This is a genomic window from Paenibacillus nitricinens (assembly GCF_052056485.1).
Lineage (GTDB): Bacteria > Bacillota > Bacilli > Paenibacillales > Paenibacillaceae > Paenibacillus_AQ > Paenibacillus_AQ nitricinens.
The window spans coordinates 6,040,146-6,060,210 of the sequence record NZ_CP183948.1 but is presented as its reverse complement, the minus strand read 5'-3'; the positions used below and the strand labels follow the sequence as shown (position 1 = coordinate 6,060,210).

General features: G+C 39.9%; 19 protein-coding genes. All 19 read left to right on the top strand.

Features of this window, described 5'->3' with window-relative positions:
• Nucleotides 1–256 precede the first annotated feature (256 nt).
• The 19 genes from ACN6KS_RS26940 to ACN6KS_RS26850 all read left to right on the top strand — a co-directional run bounded on the left by ACN6KS_RS26940 (nucleotide 257) and on the right by ACN6KS_RS26850 (nucleotide 19,753).
• Nucleotides 257–775 (top strand): hypothetical protein, encoded by a 519-nt coding sequence (locus ACN6KS_RS26940; protein WP_440960846.1) that lies wholly within the window; start codon nucleotides 257–259, stop codon nucleotides 773–775.
• A 46-nt stretch (nucleotides 776–821) separates the two neighbouring features.
• Nucleotides 822–1,877: a hypothetical protein gene (locus tag ACN6KS_RS26935; RefSeq protein ID WP_440960845.1), complete on the top strand. Its 1,056-nt coding sequence runs from the start codon at nucleotides 822–824 to the stop codon at nucleotides 1,875–1,877.
• Between the two features lie 38 nt (nucleotides 1,878–1,915).
• A complete protein-coding gene (locus tag ACN6KS_RS26930; protein WP_440960844.1) occupies nucleotides 1,916–3,085 on the top strand; it encodes a hypothetical protein in 1,170 nt (389 codons plus the stop codon).
• 59 nt (nucleotides 3,086–3,144) lie between these two features.
• A complete protein-coding gene (locus ACN6KS_RS26925) occupies nucleotides 3,145–4,590 on the top strand; it encodes an SEFIR domain-containing protein (RefSeq protein ID WP_440960843.1) in 1,446 nt (481 codons plus the stop codon).
• 808 nt (nucleotides 4,591–5,398) lie between these two features.
• The gene (locus tag ACN6KS_RS26920) at nucleotides 5,399–5,770 is read left to right on the top strand and encodes an iron chaperone (RefSeq protein WP_094871735.1); all 372 of its coding nucleotides are present in this window, start codon (nucleotides 5,399–5,401) and stop codon (nucleotides 5,768–5,770) included.
• A 284-nt stretch (nucleotides 5,771–6,054) separates the two neighbouring features.
• On the top strand, nucleotides 6,055–7,824 hold the full coding sequence (locus ACN6KS_RS26915) for a sensor histidine kinase (RefSeq protein WP_256989895.1): 1,770 nt from the start codon (nucleotides 6,055–6,057) through the stop codon (nucleotides 7,822–7,824).
• A complete protein-coding gene (locus tag ACN6KS_RS26910) occupies nucleotides 7,821–8,624 on the top strand; it encodes a response regulator transcription factor (RefSeq protein WP_094871734.1) in 804 nt (267 codons plus the stop codon). The genes ACN6KS_RS26915 and ACN6KS_RS26910 overlap by 4 nt, the downstream gene beginning before the upstream one ends.
• A gap of 134 nt (nucleotides 8,625–8,758) precedes the next feature.
• Entirely contained in the window at nucleotides 8,759–9,946 is a 1,188-nt protein-coding gene (locus tag ACN6KS_RS26905; protein ID WP_373455891.1) for an extracellular solute-binding protein, read from the top strand.
• Between the two features lie 203 nt (nucleotides 9,947–10,149).
• The gene (locus ACN6KS_RS26900; protein WP_094871732.1) at nucleotides 10,150–11,556 is read left to right on the top strand and encodes an ABC transporter substrate-binding protein; all 1,407 of its coding nucleotides are present in this window, start codon (nucleotides 10,150–10,152) and stop codon (nucleotides 11,554–11,556) included.
• Nucleotides 11,557–11,618: 62 nt separating this feature from the next.
• On the top strand, nucleotides 11,619–12,605 hold the full coding sequence (locus ACN6KS_RS26895) for a carbohydrate ABC transporter permease (protein ID WP_094876669.1): 987 nt from the start codon (nucleotides 11,619–11,621) through the stop codon (nucleotides 12,603–12,605).
• A complete protein-coding gene (locus ACN6KS_RS26890; protein ID WP_094871729.1) occupies nucleotides 12,595–13,449 on the top strand; it encodes a carbohydrate ABC transporter permease in 855 nt (284 codons plus the stop codon). The genes ACN6KS_RS26895 and ACN6KS_RS26890 overlap by 11 nt, the downstream gene beginning before the upstream one ends.
• Nucleotides 13,450–13,501: 52 nt before the next feature.
• Nucleotides 13,502–14,467 carry a glycoside hydrolase family 43 protein gene (locus ACN6KS_RS26885; RefSeq protein WP_440960842.1) on the top strand — a complete coding sequence of 322 codons (966 nt, stop codon included), beginning with the start codon at nucleotides 13,502–13,504 and terminating at the stop codon, nucleotides 14,465–14,467.
• A 210-nt stretch (nucleotides 14,468–14,677) separates the two neighbouring features.
• Nucleotides 14,678–15,244, top strand: coding sequence for a TetR/AcrR family transcriptional regulator (locus tag ACN6KS_RS26880; RefSeq protein ID WP_094871726.1), 567 nt, complete (start codon nucleotides 14,678–14,680; stop codon nucleotides 15,242–15,244).
• 41 nt (nucleotides 15,245–15,285) lie between these two features.
• The gene (locus ACN6KS_RS26875; RefSeq protein WP_094871725.1) at nucleotides 15,286–16,119 is read left to right on the top strand and encodes an aldo/keto reductase; all 834 of its coding nucleotides are present in this window, start codon (nucleotides 15,286–15,288) and stop codon (nucleotides 16,117–16,119) included.
• 208 nt (nucleotides 16,120–16,327) lie between these two features.
• Entirely contained in the window at nucleotides 16,328–17,233 is a 906-nt protein-coding gene (locus tag ACN6KS_RS26870) for an NAD(P)/FAD-dependent oxidoreductase (RefSeq protein WP_440960841.1), read from the top strand.
• Between the two features lie 100 nt (nucleotides 17,234–17,333).
• Nucleotides 17,334–17,834, top strand: a complete 501-nt coding sequence (locus ACN6KS_RS26865) for a cysteine hydrolase family protein (protein ID WP_094871721.1) — start codon at nucleotides 17,334–17,336, stop codon at nucleotides 17,832–17,834.
• Between the two features lie 226 nt (nucleotides 17,835–18,060).
• Nucleotides 18,061–18,369 carry a hypothetical protein gene (locus tag ACN6KS_RS26860; RefSeq protein WP_440960840.1) on the top strand — a complete coding sequence of 103 codons (309 nt, stop codon included), beginning with the start codon at nucleotides 18,061–18,063 and terminating at the stop codon, nucleotides 18,367–18,369.
• A gap of 354 nt (nucleotides 18,370–18,723) precedes the next feature.
• The gene (locus tag ACN6KS_RS26855; RefSeq protein WP_440960839.1) at nucleotides 18,724–19,152 is read left to right on the top strand and encodes an SRPBCC family protein; all 429 of its coding nucleotides are present in this window, start codon (nucleotides 18,724–18,726) and stop codon (nucleotides 19,150–19,152) included.
• Nucleotides 19,153–19,255: 103 nt separating this feature from the next.
• Nucleotides 19,256–19,753 carry an LURP-one-related/scramblase family protein gene (locus ACN6KS_RS26850; RefSeq protein ID WP_440960838.1) on the top strand — a complete coding sequence of 166 codons (498 nt, stop codon included), beginning with the start codon at nucleotides 19,256–19,258 and terminating at the stop codon, nucleotides 19,751–19,753.
• Nucleotides 19,754–20,065: the final 312 nt, after the last annotated feature.

Below are 20,065 nucleotides of genomic sequence, written 5' to 3'. Positions count from 1 at the left end.
TTCTTTTATGAGAATATCTATGTGAGCTATGATTGTGTTCTGTATAGGAATATTAGTGGCTTCGCCTTAATAAAGGTGAAGCCATTTTCGTTTAAGTCTAAGGCAAGCAGTTCATGGAATTCGGATACTTACTTCCTTTTTCAGCATTATTGTATACAGCTTCTAACAAAACAAAATGGTATAATTGGTAGGATATAGTTTAGGATTGTAGAGCAGAAAAGCCATATTTGAAATTCAAGATGGTAGGTGAATTGAGTTGCTTCACGAGATCTACGATGAAAACGAACATAGCAAAGAAAGTTATGCCTATTTTGGTTTAGCTGTTTTCTACTCACAAGTGTTAGAACATCAATTAGTCAATATGATTGTTCTACTAAAGCGTTCTCAAGGACTTTTGCCAACTGAAGGTGATTTTGATGCTCTTTATGAACGGAAGTTCTCAAATACGATGGGGCAGCTAATAAACGAAATTAAACAATTGTATCCAATCAAGCCTGAGGAATTAAATGAACTGAAGGAAATACTAAAACTGAGAAACTTCATAGTTCATGATTTCTTTAAAGAAAAGATAAACTTAACATTTACACGAAATGGTAGAGATCAATTAATTATTGAATGCAAAGAATTTGTTGAGCGAGTGAGGACTTTGGATTCTCAGCTTGTTATCTATTCTAAAGAAATATTAGAAAAACTGGGGATAACCGAAGAGATTTTGGAAAATGAAGTGAAAGAAATTAAAGAAGAGGAACGACTGAAAGAACTTGAAAATTCATAGCATTTCTATAGAAAGTTAACTTTATAAATATAAAGGTTGTGGTCAAATGAATGAATATATAAGCAGAGATTATAAAGGTTTACCTGAGGAATATTGGAAGTATCAAACATTTTGTTGGTATATTCATGATATTATCTTGAGTTTATTTCACGACTGTTTGGATGATAACAAGATGAATACTAATATAACATTCAGGGACTCTTCTCATGCGAAGAAATTTGAAGAAGCGAGCGATATTTTTGAATGGCTTTATAATAATGGATACGAAGATGAAGCTAATGAGATTTTTGGGAAGAGAATATTTCACGCAATTCTTGCTGACATGATGAACTTTATTTACGAATCTCTTAATACAATAGAGAAGGGGAAAATTACAGTTTCACTAGCTTTACTACGAAAACCAATGCGGGACAATCTATTATATTTAGAATGGCTACTTGGAGATTCCAAAGAGTTTGTAGAATTAGTGAGAAAGGCAGATATAGAAAAATATGCGATTGAGCGTGTTAGTGCTGAAAAGAAGCTCAGTATTATAAAAAATGCTATGGATAGAGTTGATAATAAGGACCTCTATAAGATAATTAACGAAGATTTATACTATGATTTAAGATATAACAAAGATGCAGGGAATAGTTTGCAAAAAGTATGGGATAAAGCGAATCATTTAGTTACAACAAGAAAGCATAATAGAAGTGACGAATTTAATTTTGTATTTCTAGATGAAGAAATACACAGAGAATTTATTGACTATTACTACAAACAAGTTCCGCATCTATTATTTTATATATACAATATAGTTCTTAAATTGTATGAGCAATGTATTAGAAAAATTGAAGAGCCTACTAAAATATACAATAATGCATTAATTGTCTTCAAATTATATGATATGTTAGGCACAGTGAGTCCTAGCGATTATTTTAATAGCGAAACAATAGCGTTACTTAATTTTATTTGTTTGGAATGTGAAAAGCTTGTTCCAATTGATTTACATAGTACGCAATTTGAAGGGTACAGATATGGTTGGAGTTTTGATTGCCCGGAATGTCAAAGTGAGATTACTGTTTCTAAATATGTATTTTTGGAAGACTTTAAAAAGAAATGAATGGTTTCATTTTTTGAAATATGAGGGGGGAGAAAAAATTGATTAATTTTCACGAAGATCATAGCTATATAATCAAATATATAAACCAAGTCTTAAAAGAATTTTTTGAAATGTTTATTGAGTTTGCTAACAACCTTGAATTTGAGGATATTTATGCTGAGGCATTTCCAAATCATTTAAGAGGCAAACCAGAATATTGTTTAGAAAGATTAGAACAATTAAATGGAAATATAATAGATGACTTTTACCACGATATTTTACCGTTGGATGAATATATAATTTATCATATTCTGACTTACATGGATGAAGCGTTTGAACTGGAAGAAAAAAACAATATCTTTACTTTTGTGCAAAATAAGTTCCTGGCAGCTTATGGAAATCAATTGTCGGAAGAGCAGCTTGAAGTGATTAATACATTAAGTAATATTAATGATATCATTGGTCTGATTTTTGAAGATGTTGATTTTTTAGATGTTGGCTTACTGTTTCAACACTATGTGATTAATCCAGTCAACTTCGAGAAGATTTTTCATGTTGATTTAGATCTTTATGTAGAATTGATGCCTTATGATATTAGAAAGAAATATAACCAAATAAAAAAAGATAATGAAAATAAAGCGATAAATAGCCCCATCTCAAATGCCAATTATGTTAACTTCGATTCAAAAGAGGAGTTCATTGAAGTTATTAGGGGAACAATGAATAAGTTTTCTCATTATGTGCGGAATAAGAAATTGCATAAATTGATAAATGGGAAAAATAAGAGTTTTAGCGAAAAGGAGTTTCAAATTTTATTTGGTTTTTATTTAGAAATTTACTTAAAAGGTTTTGATCTCGATATTTCTCCTGAAGTAGACACTGGAAGAGGAAGCCTTGATTTTAAGATTAGCTGTGGGAAAAAATATAAAGTTGTAATAGAGTTTAAGATGGATACAAATAGTAACTTAAATAAAGGGTTAGAATATCAATTACCACTTTATCAGCATGTGACAGAAGTCGATTATGGGATTTATTCAATAGTTTGTTTAGAAGATAGCTCATATAATAAAAGTGACTATTATCGAAAGAAAGCAAACGAGATGTCCATAAAGTATGGTGTGCTTATTGAGTATTTTTGTATTGATGCTAGAGTTGATAAATTATCAGCTTCTAAAGTTAGTTCGGATGATGAGATGCATATCGATAATATTGAAGAGTCTAGTTTTTAATTATTTTTGAGAATAATCTTATGGGCTGAGTTTACCAATACATAGCATACGGAGGTATTATGAGTAATCCACAAATCCCGATTCCGAAAGTCTTTATTTCTTATAGCTGGACAACTCTTGTACATGAAGAGTGGGTATTATCTTTAGCTTCCAGACTGAGAGAAAATGGAGTTGATGTAGTATTAGATAAATGGGATTTAAAAGAAGGGCATGATGTCTATGCATTTATGGAAAGTATGGTTAACTCGCCTGATATCGGTAAAGTGTTAGTAATATGTGATAAAGGCTATGAAGAAAAGGCCAACGATCGACGCGGTGGCGCAGGAACGGAAACACAAATCATTTCAGCTGAAATATATTCCCGCGCTGGGCAGGAGAAGTTCATACCGATCGTTTCAGAAAGAGGAGAGAACGGAGAAACGTATATTCCTACTCTTATGAAATCGAGAAAGTACATTGATTTGTCAAACGAAGAGACGTTTGAGACGGGGTATGAAGAACTGCTACGCAATTTACATAACCGGCCACAATACCGGAAACCAGCTCTTGGTGCCGTGCCAGCTTTTTTATACGAAGATGCCCCCACACACTTCAAAACAACGAATCTGCTTAAGCAAATTAATGACGCTGCCATCCGCCAACCTTCAAGATTAAAGAGTTTATCGAATAGCTTTTTTGACGCTGTTTTTGAAGGATTAGACCAATTTCAGATTGAACGTTTTGAGCAAGGAGCTCTTTACGACGAGCTGATTGTAAACCATATTAATGATATGCTGGCTCTTCGAGACGACTACGTAAAGTTTGTAGAAAAACAGTGTTCAATTCAAGAACAAGTAGATATTGATTCATTTATCGATTTCTTCGAACGGATTACTGCTTATACTCAACCTCCTGAGCACCTGACATCATATACAAAAATTCAGTGGGATCACTATAAGTTTTTTATCCACGAATTATTCATTTATTCTATTATGATCTTTTTGGAGCATACTCAATTTAAAGCGGCTAATGAATTATTAAGTGCGGAATATTTTATTAAGGTTCGTTTTCATTCAGAACTTAAACATGGGGATTTCAGAGTATTTAACTTTTATTTACCATCAATCGAGGAAGTTCGTCGAGAAAGATTAAATCTTGACCGGGTTAGCATCTTCGCTGAAATGATGGTACAAAGGGCTACGATTAAGAGATACCCCAAGCAAAAAATCGTGAATACGGATTTACTTATGTATTACTTCTCATTAATGAATGATCAGCAAAATTACTGGTTCCCACGGTTATATCCCTATTCTTCAGACCAGAAAGTCGAACTGCTTGAAAGGCTTATATCTATGCGCCACTTTTTTAAGGTGAAAGATTTTTTCGGTGTGAATTCGTCAAAGGAAATGGTCGGCAATATGGAAAATATTGTAGGGATAAGCCATAGAGGATTCCCGAATAGTTGGGACACTATCCAGCCGATTGGATACCATATTGATCCGAAACAAATCTGCACGTTACCATAAACTAACCTGATTGCCACGTTAAAGGCAGCATGTTTATATTTAACTGGAGTGTACTACCTCATTGAGATAGAGGATTTGAAATATTAATTTAGCCTAAGATCATTGCATTTATTTATTCTTTATTTCTCCTACCTAAGAAGGTATAATAAATTCAAGTATTAATTCATTTCTTCTTTAAGCTCACCTAATCTATGTACACATTTGTGATGATAGGTAAGGATAAGGGTAAGTAGTGGACAATTGTAAATCAATTGGAATAAAGGAGAATGCTGTGCACACCAATTATTAATCGATTAGGTGAAGACAGCGCGAATATTCATTTGGTTCTCGAGCAGGCTAAGCCCCGGGATGTCATTGAAGTATTCGATTGTTTCTTCTTTGTGAGTAAGTTCAAAATTTAAAATACGGTTTAAGACCGAAATCAAACACATTTTATGCCTAATGGCGGAATGTGTTTTTTATTACAGGTTACACAATCCTTTTAATGGAAATAGCTTAAACATAACGACCAAACCTCAAACAAACATTGCAGTTGAGATCAACTCATGAAAGTATAGATAGTGGTTCACGACATTCTTTTCATGGTAATTCCTGGTGGTTCACGACTTTCTTTTTTTTAGTTTTATCATATGCCTCTAAAAGTCCAATAAAATCAACAAAATCAGTTCATGACATTTATTTCACCTGACAAATCGTAACATTATAAAAAGTTGCACCCTAACACCCCGTTAGATATGATTATCTAACGGGGTGTTTTTTTGTAGCTGCGCCTGAACAAAAGGCGATTCTGAGGTTAGGAGTGATCGACATGGAGGTTTTTGCAGACTATTTAGCGCAAATTGATAACCCACAGCATCGGGAGCGAATGGAAGAGGTGTTGGCTTGGGTAACTAAGAAATTCACAGATTTAAAACCAAAAATTGCGTGGAATCAGCCTATGTTCACCGATCACGACACCTATATTATTGGCTTTAGCGTATCCAAACAACATATGGCTGTTGCGCCTGAAATCGCAGGGATTAATCATTTCTCTGATGAAATTGTACAGGCAGGCTATGATCACACCAAGCAGTTGTTACGGATCCGGTGGGATAGCCCGGTTGATTTCTCATTACTTGAGAAAATGATCGAGTTTAACATTATGGACAAGGCAGATTGTTCAACTTTTTGGCGAAAATAAAATATAAAAAAAGTAGTTAGCCTCGATGATGAATACATCATCGGGATTTTTTTAATTAGGAGTAAGACATTCTTATATAAAGGGTTACTGGAAATGGGATTAATATGCTTGCTAGTCGTTATTGGGTGCGAAAATATCAGTTCTTTTTGTCGAATCCATAATTCTTTCTTAGCGGATCATTAGCAAACATGCTAATATAATGACTGAAAAGGTTGAAAGCCCTTACTTTTAGCGGTTAGGGGCGATCATCTCATGCTCACATGACAAAGAGGGGAAGAAATTGCATGCGGCGGATACTGTCGATGTTAAAGCTAAATACGCTGCGAAATCAAATGTTGCTCGGTTTCCTCGCCGTCATGCTCATCATTCTGACGTTCGTTGGAGGGATTACGTTCCATTCAGTCTCGACGCTACTCAAGAACAATGCGGAGAAGCATATTCAACAGACTGCGATTCAAGCTAACGGACGTTTAGAAAGCGTTCTCGAGCAGATCAATTCTTTGACGACACTGGTATCTACTAACGATTATATCCAGCAACTCCTTTTACGCGATATAGAGGGTCATCCCGCTACCTTTACGGAACGGCAAGCCCTGCCATCTATTATCAATCTGGTCCAAATCTACACGGACGGCATCAAATCTGTTGAGCTTTATAATAAAGACGGAGTGAGGCTGTATCCTCTTGACGGCAGCACCCTTAGAGATAAGGTACCCGAGGATTGGATTGAAATGGCGACGAGAAAGGATGGCAGTCTCGTTTGGTTCGGTATTGATCCGCTCGATTCTACATCGCTTGTAGCGATTCGACAGATCAGTCTTATTGATCGGCATTTCACAACTGGAGGGTATTTACTCATTCGTTCAGACCGTGACAAGTTTGCGCTTAAAGACTCCCTATCCGGGGAGGGGGACGGGGAAACGGTGCTGCTCCTCGCTCCAGATGGCCAGTTCATCACGTCCAATGATGACACGATTTCACAAAAGACAGCAGCAAAGCTGGTAGAAGAATCCGACGAACAAATTGCTTCCATCGGCAAGCAGTCCTTTATCGTTGTCAAACAGCGGTCTTCCGTGACAGGATGGACGCTGCTCATCTTAACCCCGGTTAACGTCATCACCAAGGGGATATCGGTCTTGCGGACGACCATTGTTGTATCGGCTTTGATGGGTACCTTACTGTTCACCTTGCTTTCGTTTTTCCTATCTATACTTATTACCAGACCTGTGTTCAGATTGATCAAAGCTATGAGAAGTACCCGTCTAGGCATTCTGAAGCCTATCGAAAACGTATCGTCCACTATGGAAATTCAGGAACTAAATTATTCCTATAACAAAATGGTTGATAATATCAACGAACTGATCCAGTTGGTTTATGAGAAGGAGTTATCCCGGAGTCATACGGAGTTGAAGGCACTTCAAGCGCAAATTAATCCGCATTTTTTGTTTAATACCCTAGATGTTCTGTACTGGTCGCTGCTGGATAGGGATGAAGATCAACTGGCGGAGTATGTTGTCGCCATGTCTGATTTATTCCGCTATACGATCACCGGCTCGAGTAAAGGGGGATGGGTGAAGTTACAGGATGAGCTGGAGCATGTAAAGCGATATTTGCTTATTATGAAGATGCGATTTGAAGATCGCTTGGAGTGGGAAATTGAGGCTCCTTCTGAATTTTCGAATGTGGAGTTACCCCGACTATTGCTGCAGCCCCTTGTAGAGAATGCCGTATTGCATGGGGTCGAGAGCAAGATTGAACCGGGATGGATAAAGCTAACGGTTGCTGGAGATGAAGAATGGGTCACCATTACGGTGGAAGATGACGGGATGGGAATGGACGAGGAGATGCTGCGCTCTCTTGTGGAAGGGCTGGATAGCGGAAAGGTATCTTCTTCAAAAGATTCCGGCGTCGGAATCGCTAATGTGCATAGAAGGCTTCAACTATTTTTTTCGAGAGAGAATGAGCAGGGTGCGGCTATGACCATCGATAGCCAAAAGGGGCAAGGCACCCGTATAAACATCAAAATTCCTGTTCGAGGAGACAAAATGCCATGAGAAGCCGAACAATTCTTATTGTCGACGATGAACCGAGATCTAGAGAAGGAATGAAGAAAATACTAGAGGTGTGGGCAGCCGGTCATTATGAAATCCTTACGGCAAGCAATGGGATCTCGGCGATGGAAATTCTGGAGGAAATACCGGTCGAACTCATGATATCGGATATCCGCATGCCTGGAATCAGTGGTCTTTCTTTAGTTAGCCAAATAAGGGATAAAAAAATACAGCGTCAGCCATCTGTTATTCTCATCTCCGGTCATGCCGAGTTCGAGTATGCTCAGCAAGCGATTCAGTTGTCCGTAGTTGAATATTTACTCAAGCCAGCCAGCCGGGAAAAGCTAATCACATCTGTGGAGAATGCCCTGAAGGCAGGGGAAGAGCAGGAACATATCGGCTTCATGCGGAAGATGGCCGATCCACAATTAATGGCCATAAGAGATGAAGATGCCGCATTAAGCGATCCGGTCCGTCAGGCGATTGACTATGTGGAAATGCATATAGAAGAGGCGATCAGCCTGCAGGAAGTAGCCGGACTTGTTCATCTGAACGGGAGCTATTTTAGTTCTCTTTTCAAGGAACAATGCCAGATGAATTTCAGCGAATACGTCGCCCGCAGAAAATTGCAGAAAGCGAAGGAATTACTGCTGAAAACCAATCTGCCTATAGCGGAAATTGCCAGCCTTACAGGTTACCAGACGGTTAAATATTTCAACAAGCTGTTCAAGGAATACGAAAGAATGAGTCCAGGGCAGTATCGATCTTCCATGAGGAATGGTATAGAAGCGAATATCCAATAGCGGCTCGGCAAGGGGGGATATCTACGAAGAGGATCGGATTATCCATTACCCTTTTCTTAACATTGTTGTTGATAACAACAGGTTGCAATGGGGCTAAGGGGAATAGCAGCAAGAGCGACGGCGAGAAAATCACTTTGAAAATGATGCATCTATGGCCGGATAGCAATAACTCCGCGCAAAATAAAATGGTAAAAGAAATCATCAGAGAATTTGAAGAAGCTAATCCGAATATCACCATCAAGACGGAAGTGCTTGAAAATGAGCAGTATAAAAGCAAACTGAAGGTACTTGCCGCTTCCAACGATCTACCGGATATCGGATTCACCTGGGCAGCAGGCTTTATGGATCCTTATGTTAGGGGAGATAAGTTTGCAGCCGTGGACGATCTTTTACAGAATGAGTTGAAAGGAAAATTCGTAGCTGGTACGACGGAGGGGTACTCCTTTGATGGGAAGACGTATGCCCTTCCTGTCGAACTAAACATAGTCCCGGTCTATTATAATAAGGAAATATTTTCAGAATTCAATCTGCAGCCTCCCCAAACCTTGGATGATCTCAAAGCGATCATTCGAACACTGAATAACAATGGCATAACACCTGTTACTCTTGGCGGTAAAGACGGTTGGCCGGCTTCCTTCTGGTACATGTATCTAGCTGATCGTATTGGGGGACCTAACCTGATGGATAAAGCTGTTGCGGATCAGGACTTCACAGATCCTTCCTTGCTAGAGGCTGCAAGACAAGTGCAAGAGCTGGTAAACCTGAACACATTCATCAAAGGCTACAACGGATTATCCAATGATGAAGCCAAGGTACAGTTCATGAACGGAAAGTCAGCCATGTTCGTTACAGGGACTTGGGAGCTGCCAGATTTCACGACCACTACGAATATAGCCCAAGAATTTAAAGTCAACATCGGTTATTTCAAGTTCCCGACAGTTGAAGGCGGCAAAGGCAATGTGGATGATTGGGTCGGTGGTCCGGGCACTGGATTGTTCGTTTCCAAAAATTCGAAGCATGCTCTGGAGGCCAAAGAATTCGTGAGCTTTTTCGTTCAAAAGTGGGGAGAGCATTCTGTTGTCAATGCAGGTGTAATCCCGGCTACCAAAGTAGATACTGCAGCCATCAAGCTACCGCAAATGTTCATTGATCTATTAAACGAATTAAATAAGGCTAATAAAGTAACTCTTTATCTGGATACACAAATGAAGCCAGTCGCATCTGCTATACACATGAATCAGATTCAGGCATTGTTCGGTGAAGCCGTCACGCCAGAAGAATTTATCAAGAAACAGGATGATGCGCTAAAAGCGGATAAGTAATGTTCAGAAATATCAACAGATCATGGAGACGTCAAGGGATAGATCCTTTGATGTCTCTTTTTTTTGCGCTCTATAGAACTGAATCTAAAAATAGTGGAAGTTTTCCTAAAGAGGGTGTCCTTATGCTTAAGGATTGCAGGATCTATAATTATGTATGCGGTTACAAAGAACCGAAGTAATAATACAAAAGGGGAGGCAAAGATATGAAAAGTATGAAACGTAGTTTAGTGGGGATCTCTACATTGCTTGTGATGTCATCTGCTCTCGCAGCATGTGGTGGGAACTCAAATTCTAACTCATCTAGCCCAAGTCAAACGACTGCACCAGCAGCAAATGCTACCGAAGCTCCATCAAAAGGAACAGGTGAGAAAGTCACTATCAATCTCTGGAGCTTTACGGACGAGATTCCTAACATGACCAAGAAGTATATGGAAACCCATCCTGATGCGAATGTAGAGTTCAAAACTACAGTTATCGCTACCACTGACGGCGCTTATCAGCCTGCTCTTGATCAGGCTCTGTCAGCGGGAGGTAAAGATGCCCCTGACATTTATGCAGCAGAATCAGCATTCGTGCTTAAGTATACCCAAGGCGATGCATCCAGCTATGCAGCCAACTATTCTGATATGGGTCTTGATGACCAAATGGTTAAGGACGCTGGCATCGCGCAATACTCGGTTGATATCGGCAGTTTAGATGGAAAATTAAAAGCCCTCGGCTATCAAGCAACTGGCGGTGCCTTTATCTATCGCCGCTCTATTGCGAAGGATGTTTTTGGAACAGACGATCCAGCCACCATCAAAAATGAAATTGGACCAGGCTGGGATAAATTCTACGATGCAGCCGCGAAGCTGAAAGCTAAAGGATACGGCATCGTTTCTGGCGACGGCGATATCTGGCACCCGATCGAGAATAGTTCTGACAAGGGCTGGATTGTTGATGGCAAGCTTCATATCGATCCAAAGCGTGAAGAGTTCCTGGATCTTTCTAAAAAGCTGAAAGACAATGGTTATCACAATGATACGACAGACTGGACGGAAGCATGGTATGCGGATATGTCCGGTGCCGGCGCTCAACCGATCTTCGGATTCTTCGGTCCTGCTTGGCTCATCAACTATGTGATGAACGGTCAAGTAAAAGACACGAATGGCGACTGGGCTGTATCCGAACCAACAACAGGTTTCTTCTGGGGCGGTACTTGGCTGCTTGCCAACAAAGACGTGACCAAGGACGATGCTAAGAAACAGGCTGTTGCGGACTTTGTGAAGTGGGTTACACTCGATACCTCTGAAACGGGACTTCAATATTACTGGGCTAACGGTACTATGAAGGAAGGCGAGCAAGGAACGAAGGATAGCGTTGCATCCTCCGTTGTCATGTCCAAATCAAATGGCGAAGTTCCGCTGCTCGGCGGCCAGAACATGTTCGACGTGTTTGTACCGGCCAATGCTAACGCTTCAGGTAAGAACTTGACCCAGTACGACGAAACAATTAATAAGCTCTGGCGTGATCAAGTACGCGAATACACCGCAGGCAATAAGGACCGTGCCAAAGCGATCGAAACCTTTAAGCAACAAGTCAAAGACCAACTTGGCATTGAAAGCGAATAAGAAGGATTCGGAGGGGCGGGGGAGTAATCCCGCCCCTTCATATCAACTAAAGAGGTGAGAGCATGCGCCGCAAAAATGTGAACTATGCGAAATACGGTTATATTTTTACCTTTCCATTTGTTCTTGCATTTCTGATTTTTTCACTGTATCCCATTTTATATACCGCAGTTATTGGATTCACCGATATGAAAGGAATCATACCCAAACCGATCCATATCCTTGATAATCCTTTTCAGAACTTCAAAGATCTTCTCTTTGATAATCCCTCGTTCCGGAAGTCCTTATTCAACACCGGCTTACTCTGGATTACTAACTTCGTTCCTCAGATGCTTCTCGCGCTCTTGCTAACTGCATGGTTCACGAATAAGCGTCTAAACATAAAGGGACAAGGCTTGTTCAAGGTTCTGCTCTATATGCCTAATATCATTACTGCTAGTACGATTGCCGTGTTGTTCAGCACTTTATTCGCCTACCCGATGGGTCCTGTAAACAGTTTGTTTCAAATGTTGGGATGGACAGACGCTCCGGTGTTCTTCCTGCAGGATAAGACGACAGCACGGGGCATTGTCGCGTTCATCCAGTTTTGGATGTGGTACGGCAACACCATGATCGTCCTGATCGCTGGCGTTATGGGTATAAATCCTGCCCTCTTCGAGTCCGCAGCGATTGACGGGGCGAATGGTTTTCAAACCTTCTTCCGAATCACACTGCCGAGTCTGCGTACGATATTGCTGTTCACACTGATTACATCGATGGTGGGCGGTTTGACCATGTTCGATATTCCGCAATTATTTCTTGCAGGCGGTCCGGACGATTCTACGCTTACCACGTCTATGTTTATCTACGGGCAAGCATTCAAGGGCAGCTATATGTACAATCGTGCTGCAGCAGCGAGCATGATCATGTTCTTGATTTCAGCAATATTGGCTGGAATTCTGTTCTACGTGATGCGTGACCGCGATGCATCAAGACTTAAAAAAATACAAAAACAAAAGTACAGAAAAGCTGCAGCAGCAGCCCGTGAGGGAGGCGTAACACATGGCAAATAATCAGAAAAGCGGGACCGTTAACCGAAAGATCAACAAGACGATTATCTATGTGGTTTGCATCTCTTTGGCGGTGCTCAGTATCCTGCCGTTTTGGATCATGTTTGTAAATGCCACGCGCTCTACACCGGAAATCCAAGGCGGTCTTTCACTGCTTCCTTCGAGCCACATGATGAGCAATCTGCGAGTACTGCTCGACAAGAGCTTTGATCCGCTTCAAGGTTTCATGAATTCATTCATTATCGCCAGTTCTGCAACCCTCTGCACGGTCTATTTCTCGTCTTTGGCGGCCTATGGGCTGGTGACTTACAGCTGGAAGCTACGGGGGCCATTCTTTACCTTCATCATGTGCGTGATGATGATTCCTTCCCAGGCAAGCGCCATCGGATTCTATCAGTTCATGTATAAATTACATTGGACCAATAATTTTCTCCCGCTGATTCTACCAGCAATTGCTGCACCGGCGGTGGTGTTCTTCATGCGCCAATACTTGCTCGCAACTCTGTCGATAGAGATCGTGGAAGCTGCGCGCGTAGATGGGTCAGGTGAATTCTTCACTTTCAACCGGATTATCTTACCGCTGATGATGCCGGCAGTTGCAACACAGGCCATTTTTGCCTTTGTGGCTAACTGGAACAACCTGTTCATGCCGCTGATATTGCTGACACAGAAGGAGAAATATACTATGCCAATCATGGTCAGCTTGCTCCGAGGTGATATCTACAAAACGGAGTTCGGCTCGATCTATATGGGTCTGGCTTTGACGGCTTTACCGCTCTTTGTGGTTTACTTCTTGTTATCCAGATATATTATCGCCGGCGTAGCGCTTGGTGGCGTCAAAGAATAACATTGGCTTCTGGCTTCAAATAAGTAATCTCAATCAGGAGGAGAGTCCTATTATGGCCACAAAAAATGAACCGTTAGTTACCCATCTCTATACAGCCGATCCCTCCGCTCATGTATTTGAGGGCAAGCTGTATATTTACCCATCCCATGATATCGACCATGATGGACCTACGAATGATAATGGTGACCAGTATGCAATGGAAGATTATCATGTGTTTTCCTTGGAAGATCCTACATCTCCCTGTGTAGATCACGGAGAGGCACTTCATCTTCGGGATGTGCCTTGGGCTTCGAAGCAAATGTGGGCGCCCGATGCCGCGTACCGGCAGGGGATGTATTATTTGTTTTTCCCGGCCCGTGACAAGGAGGGGATTTTCCGTATCGGAGTGGCTACGTCAACTTCTCCGTCTGGTCCTTTCCAGGCTCAAGAAAGCTATATCAAAGGGAGCTTCAGCATTGATCCAGCCGTATTCGTGGACGAGGACGAAAGAGCCTACATGTATTTTGGAGGCTTATGGGGCGGACAATTAGAAAAGTGGCAAGACGGTATTTTTCAACAAGATGCGGTAGAAAAGGGCCCAGAGGAACCGGCTTACGGTCCTTGGGTGGGTGAGCTGAGTGAAGACATGCTGACATTCAAATCTGATCCTCAGGAGATCACCATTATTGATGAAGAAGGGAAATTAATCCTTGCGGGTGATGAAGACAGGAGATACTTCGAGGGTCCATGGATGCACAAGTATAAAGGGAAATACTATCTCTCATACTCTACTGGCACAACCCATAAGATCGTCTATGCGGTGAGTGACAAGCCTTGCGGACCCTTTGTCTTCCAAGGAACGATCCTGAATCCAGTCATTGGCTGGACGACCCATCATTCTATTGTGGAATTTAACGAGAAATGGTATTTGTTCTATCATGACGCATCGCTGTCTGGCGGTGTGGACCATAAACGCAGTATGAAATTTACGGAGCTCCATTATGAGGAAGACGGCAGAATCCGGCCGGTAGTGCTCTAATTGAAAGTACAGCATCCCTTATTGATAGGGCTTATTATGAAATTGTACTTAAGGATGTCTTGAAGCAAATACTTCAGAGACATCCTTATTTGTCTTTTCATCTTTAAATTATAGGAAAAAAATTCTAATATTTTGATTGCTTTTTTTATAAAGGAGTTTTATTGTGAAGAAGAATGAATATTCATTCCGCAAGAAGGAGAGGTGTTCTTATTGTCTACAAACAAGGAAGAGGAAATTTATAAAGCGGCTTTAAAATTATTTGCAGAAAGAGGTTATGATGGAACGACTGTTCCAATGATTGCGGAAGCGGCAAAAGTAGGAGCGGGAACAATTTATCGATATTTTGAAAGTAAAGAGTCACTAGTTAATTCATTGTTTCAAAAAGTAGTGATGGAGTTTTCAGAGACCATTAAAACTGATTTTCCAAACTCAAATGAAATTCGTGAGCAATTTCGCCATGTGTTTTATCAAATGGTCGGATTTGCAAAAAGCAATATATACGCGCTGCTATTTATAGATTCACATGCAGAGTCATATTATTTAAATGAGAAGAGCCGGAGCGTGTTTGATGGATTTATGAATTTTTTAGTCGCAATCATAGAAAGTGGCAAAGAGAGAGAGGTGTTCAGCTCGCTTCCTTCAAATGCATTAATCTGTATTGTTTATGGCGCATTTGTTAGCTTCTTCAAAGAAATTCAACATGGAAAAATAATTGAGACACCAGAGCTTATTCAAGGAATAGAACGAAGCTGCTGGAATGCTATCAGAATCGACTGACTCTGCTGATATAAAATAATAGTGTATGGGAGGATTATTCTTTGGAAAATTACTTGTTAAATAATGGAGTTTTGTTACCGAAAGTCGGATTGGGTGTATACCAAATGAAAAATGAACACGAAGATGCAATCATTTGGGCATTGAGAAATGGATATAAGCATATTGATACCGCCGCTTTTTATCATAATGAGGAACTTGTTGCAAGTACAATTAAAAAATCAGGTGTAAATCGAAAGGATATATTTATTACAACAAAGCTGTGGAATTCAGATCATGGTAAAAGAACGAAACAGGCTTTTGAAATGAGTTTGAAAAAACTGGGAACAGATTATATAGATCTTTATTTGATCCATTGGCCATCCCCGAAATATGTTGAGAGCTGGTTGATATTAGAGGAATTGTACAAAGAGGGTAAAATTAGAGCCATTGGTGTGTCTAACTTTGAACAAATGCACCTGAGTGATGTATTGAAGCATGGCTCAATAGTCCCTGCTGTAAATCAAATTCATACGAATCCGTTTTTACAGCAGCCCGATTTGCATAATTATATGGTGAATAAGAATATCCAACATGTAGCGTGGAGTCCTTTTGGACATGGAAATAAAGATTTATTCGATAACCCTATATTAACAAGCATTGCTGAAAGACACGGTAAAACAACGGCTCAAGTTATGTTAAGGTGGAACATTGAGCGCAATGTTGGAGTTATTCCCAAATCGGTTAATCCTGCAAGATTAAAGGCGAATCTGGAAATTTTTGATTTTAGTTTATCTGATGAGGAAATGAAACAAATATCGACATTAGATAAAAATAAAAAGGGATTTGTTAATCCTGACAACAAGCTGTTTTTATGGGCTACTACACTTTTGCGGTAATCTAGCTGGGATTCCAAGAGGGCAATGATTAAATAGAAAAATCCTTGCCTTTTAGAATTATTGAAGTTATTATAGATTCATAAAGTCTTTAATTAAAGAGTCGAGTGTAATATTCCTGATTATGGAGTGTTCTTTTTTTAAATCCATAATGGATAACGTAAGTCTCTAATATCTTTAATATAAATTGAAAGCGAAAGGGAGAATTAGGATGACTCATGATTGTGTAATTATCGGTGGAGGACCGGCAGGTCTAAATGCTGCTCTGGTGCTAGGCAGGGCAAGAAAAAGTGTGGTTGTGATTGATGAAGGTCGCGCACGTAATAGGGTGACTCGAGAAACGCATGGCTTTCTTACTAGAGATTCTATAAGTCCAAGCGAATTCAGGAGAATTGCGAAGGAGCAGATTAGTGCCTATCACTCCGTTACTTTTGCGGAAGATACCGCCATATCGATTACGGGAACCGATGGTGATTTTCAAATTAAGACGGTTCAGGGTCAGACCTTTCAAAGTAAAAAGGTGCTCTTCGCCATAGGGATGAAAGACCTCCCGTTGGATATTAAGGGACTCAAAGACGTATATGGTAAAAGCGCCTTTATCTGCCCCTATTGTGATGGATGGGAACTAAGAGATCAGCCTCTTGTCGTAATTGTTAAGGGAGCCGATGCAACGCATATGGCCCGAGTGTTATCTGGTTGGACGAAAAAGATAACCATATGTACTAATGGATCTGATGACTTGACGGATGCACAACGCGAAGAGCTAAATCAACATAACATTCCTGTCTATGACTCACCGATTCAGTCGATCGAATCTGACAATGGCATGGTGCAGCAAGTTGTGTTGAAGGATGGTATTAGCATAGTATGTACGGGGATATTTTTTAGACCGAAGCTTATGATCGGGTCGGATTTGCCACAAGCCCTTGGTTGTGAATTCACAGAAACAGGAACAGTAATCATCGATAATCTCGGTAAAACGAACGTTCCAGGCGTTTATAGTGCCGGTGATGCAACAACACATCTTCATCAAGCCATTATTGCCGCTTCTATGGGCTCCTTAGCTGGGGTCGGCATTAATAACGAACTAAATGAAGAGGCGTGGCGTAACATATGATGCTATTGTACAAAATCGTCTAATTCATTTATTCCCTTGAACTGAATCTACATCCAGATTAATATAGAAACTAGATTTGTTCTGAGAGGGGTAGTTCAAAATAAAAATCGGATTCCTAATTATTGATATGCAAAACCTTTTCTTACACGATCATATGGAGAGATTAAATGTAAGTGAGGCTTGTGAATATATTAATCATGTGTCTGGGTTACTTCGTGCGAAGGACCAAATCGTTATCCATATACAAGACATGGAAGGGGCGAATACAGATACGGATCCAGAAGCTAGAAATAGTATACCGGAAATTACAGTTGCACCCACGGATATCCAGATGGCGAAAGAATTCTCTAATGCTTTTTGGAAAACGGATTTGGAACAACTGCTACGTGAACATGGTGTTGAATTCATCATCGTTGCGGGCTTCGCCGCAGAACATTGCGTAACCTTTACTATTAACGGTGCACAAGAAAGAGGTTTTCAAGCAGCCATTCTACAAAAGGGTGTCCTTAGCACACAGCCAGAGGCAATTACTTCGATTTACCGTGATCGGCATATGATCTCTTACCCGGTGATCGAATTTTTAATGGAGACCATTGCTTGAGATTCTACTAATAGAAGCTAATGATAATAAGTGGAGTTACGTATTAGATAACTAATATGTAGCTCCATTTTTTTATAGAATCGTCCTTCACTAATTGATTCTTCTATATTCATTTGATGGATAGAACCTATGTATCAGTATGCTATGTTAATGTTATGCCAACGGGTAGGATAGTTTAATAATCGATTGGGGGAAAATAACCAAAAATAGACGGGGGTTATTTCTCATGTGGTGGAGAGGTCTAATTTTGATTTTGATAATAGGGGTCACCAACTTTACAGTAATGGATTGTGCTGAAGCTTACGATGAGGAGTCATCAACTAAATATAACGTCGACATTCAACGGGAGTGCTTGGATGAGATCCTAATTTTTGAACTTCGTCTTAAAATTATGAGCGTACTTGAAGGGGAAGTTATGACACAAGATTCTAACTCGGATATAGTTCAAATTACTTTCAAAGCTAATACAGACGGATATAAAGCGAGTGATTTCCGTGTTATCCGTAGCGAAAATAACAATCTTCCATTACGCTAACGGGACACGATAGTTCAATCGCAACAAGAAGGCAGCCGATCAGAGGATCAGCTGCCGTTTTATTGAAGTAAAAGGCAGTATAATTCAGTAATTTCGTGAATAAGACGTTATAAGAAATCGGCGGGAAACTATAAGGAGCAGATAACATGAAACAACTCGGTGATGAATCCTTTGCTGTGGATTGGAATCCTGATATACCACATGAAAAAAATCATAATCGATGTTTTGTTTTCAAATGGTAAAAAATTAACAAAGGTTATGGACTAAGCAATCAAATCAACCGTACCATGGTATAATATTCGCATACAAATAATTACATAAATTAAATCCTTATGAAAAAGGGGAATGCACTATATGGCAAATATCGAGCACTTGCAGACCGTGAATGTTCCGGCTTCAACGGTATATGAAGCACTAACCACTGCAAAAGGACTTTCAGAAATATGGACAAATGAACTAATAGTCAATGATCAGATCGGTTGTATAAACGAGTTCCGATTCGGCGGCAAAGGCTTAACAAAGATGCGAGTTGATGAGCTTGTTACCGATAAAAAGATTTTGTGGCAATGTGTTGATTCAGATCCAGAATGGATAGGTACGACAATTTCTTTTAATTTAGAGGAAAAAAACGGGAAGACTTCAATCAATTTTCGTCAGATGAATTGGGAGAATGTAACCGCATTTTATCGCCTATGTAATTATAACTGGGCTATTTTTTTGTACAGTCTTAAACAGTATTGTGAAGAAGGCGTGGGTCTTCCGTATCATAAACGGAAGTTTTAGAACCATCCCAAACACGGATGGGTGACTAAAGTACATGATCCCGAGAACTGATTTCGGAAGTACTGCGCTTAAATAATATGCTTATATCGAAGGAGGCATTGGAATGAAGCAACTTTATATAAAGCAGAAGGTATTTAGTCTAAGTGGTAAATTTACGGTAAAGAATCAGCAGGAGCAGGATGTCTATTATGTAGAGGGCAGTTTTATGCAAATACCAAAGACGTTCTCCATTACGAATACCACAAGAGATGAAGTCGGACTTATTACGAAGAAGATATTTAGTTTTTTACCGAAGTTTTTTGTTGAGGTCAATGGTCGAGAGGTGTTAACGATTAAGAAAGAGTTTACTTTCATTAAAGCGCACTATACGATTCATGCGGCTGACATTGAGGTACATGGTAACTGGTGGGACATGGATTTTCAGGTCTTGCAGTACGGTGTAGTCATAGGTAAAGTGAACAAGGAGTGGTTTACTTGGGGCGATAGCTACAAGGTTCAAATACTAAATGAGGAGATGGAGGCAATCATGATTGCGTTAGTTGTTGCAATTGATTGTGTAAAAGCTGTCCAAGCAGCTTCTTCCTCATCAGCAACGATATAATTAGCCTAGTTCTATAAATAGCGGTAGTCTAAGATTTTGATATGTTTGAACAACTGATGAATGAAAACGATTGTATTTTTATATCTAGACTTTAAAATTTTTATGTTTTTAGCCTAAAAGATGCATTGACCTGGAAAAGGTTGGAGCCTATAATCATAAACAGGGAAAATTCATTAGATATGGAGTGATTTGGAACTTGAGGATTTCTCAAAAGGTCTAATTGTAAACGCATACAATGAAGTTTCTCCATACTTTCTTTGAAGGAGGGATTTGATAAGTTAGAAAGTCTCTTTTTTTCTTATTTTTGCAAAC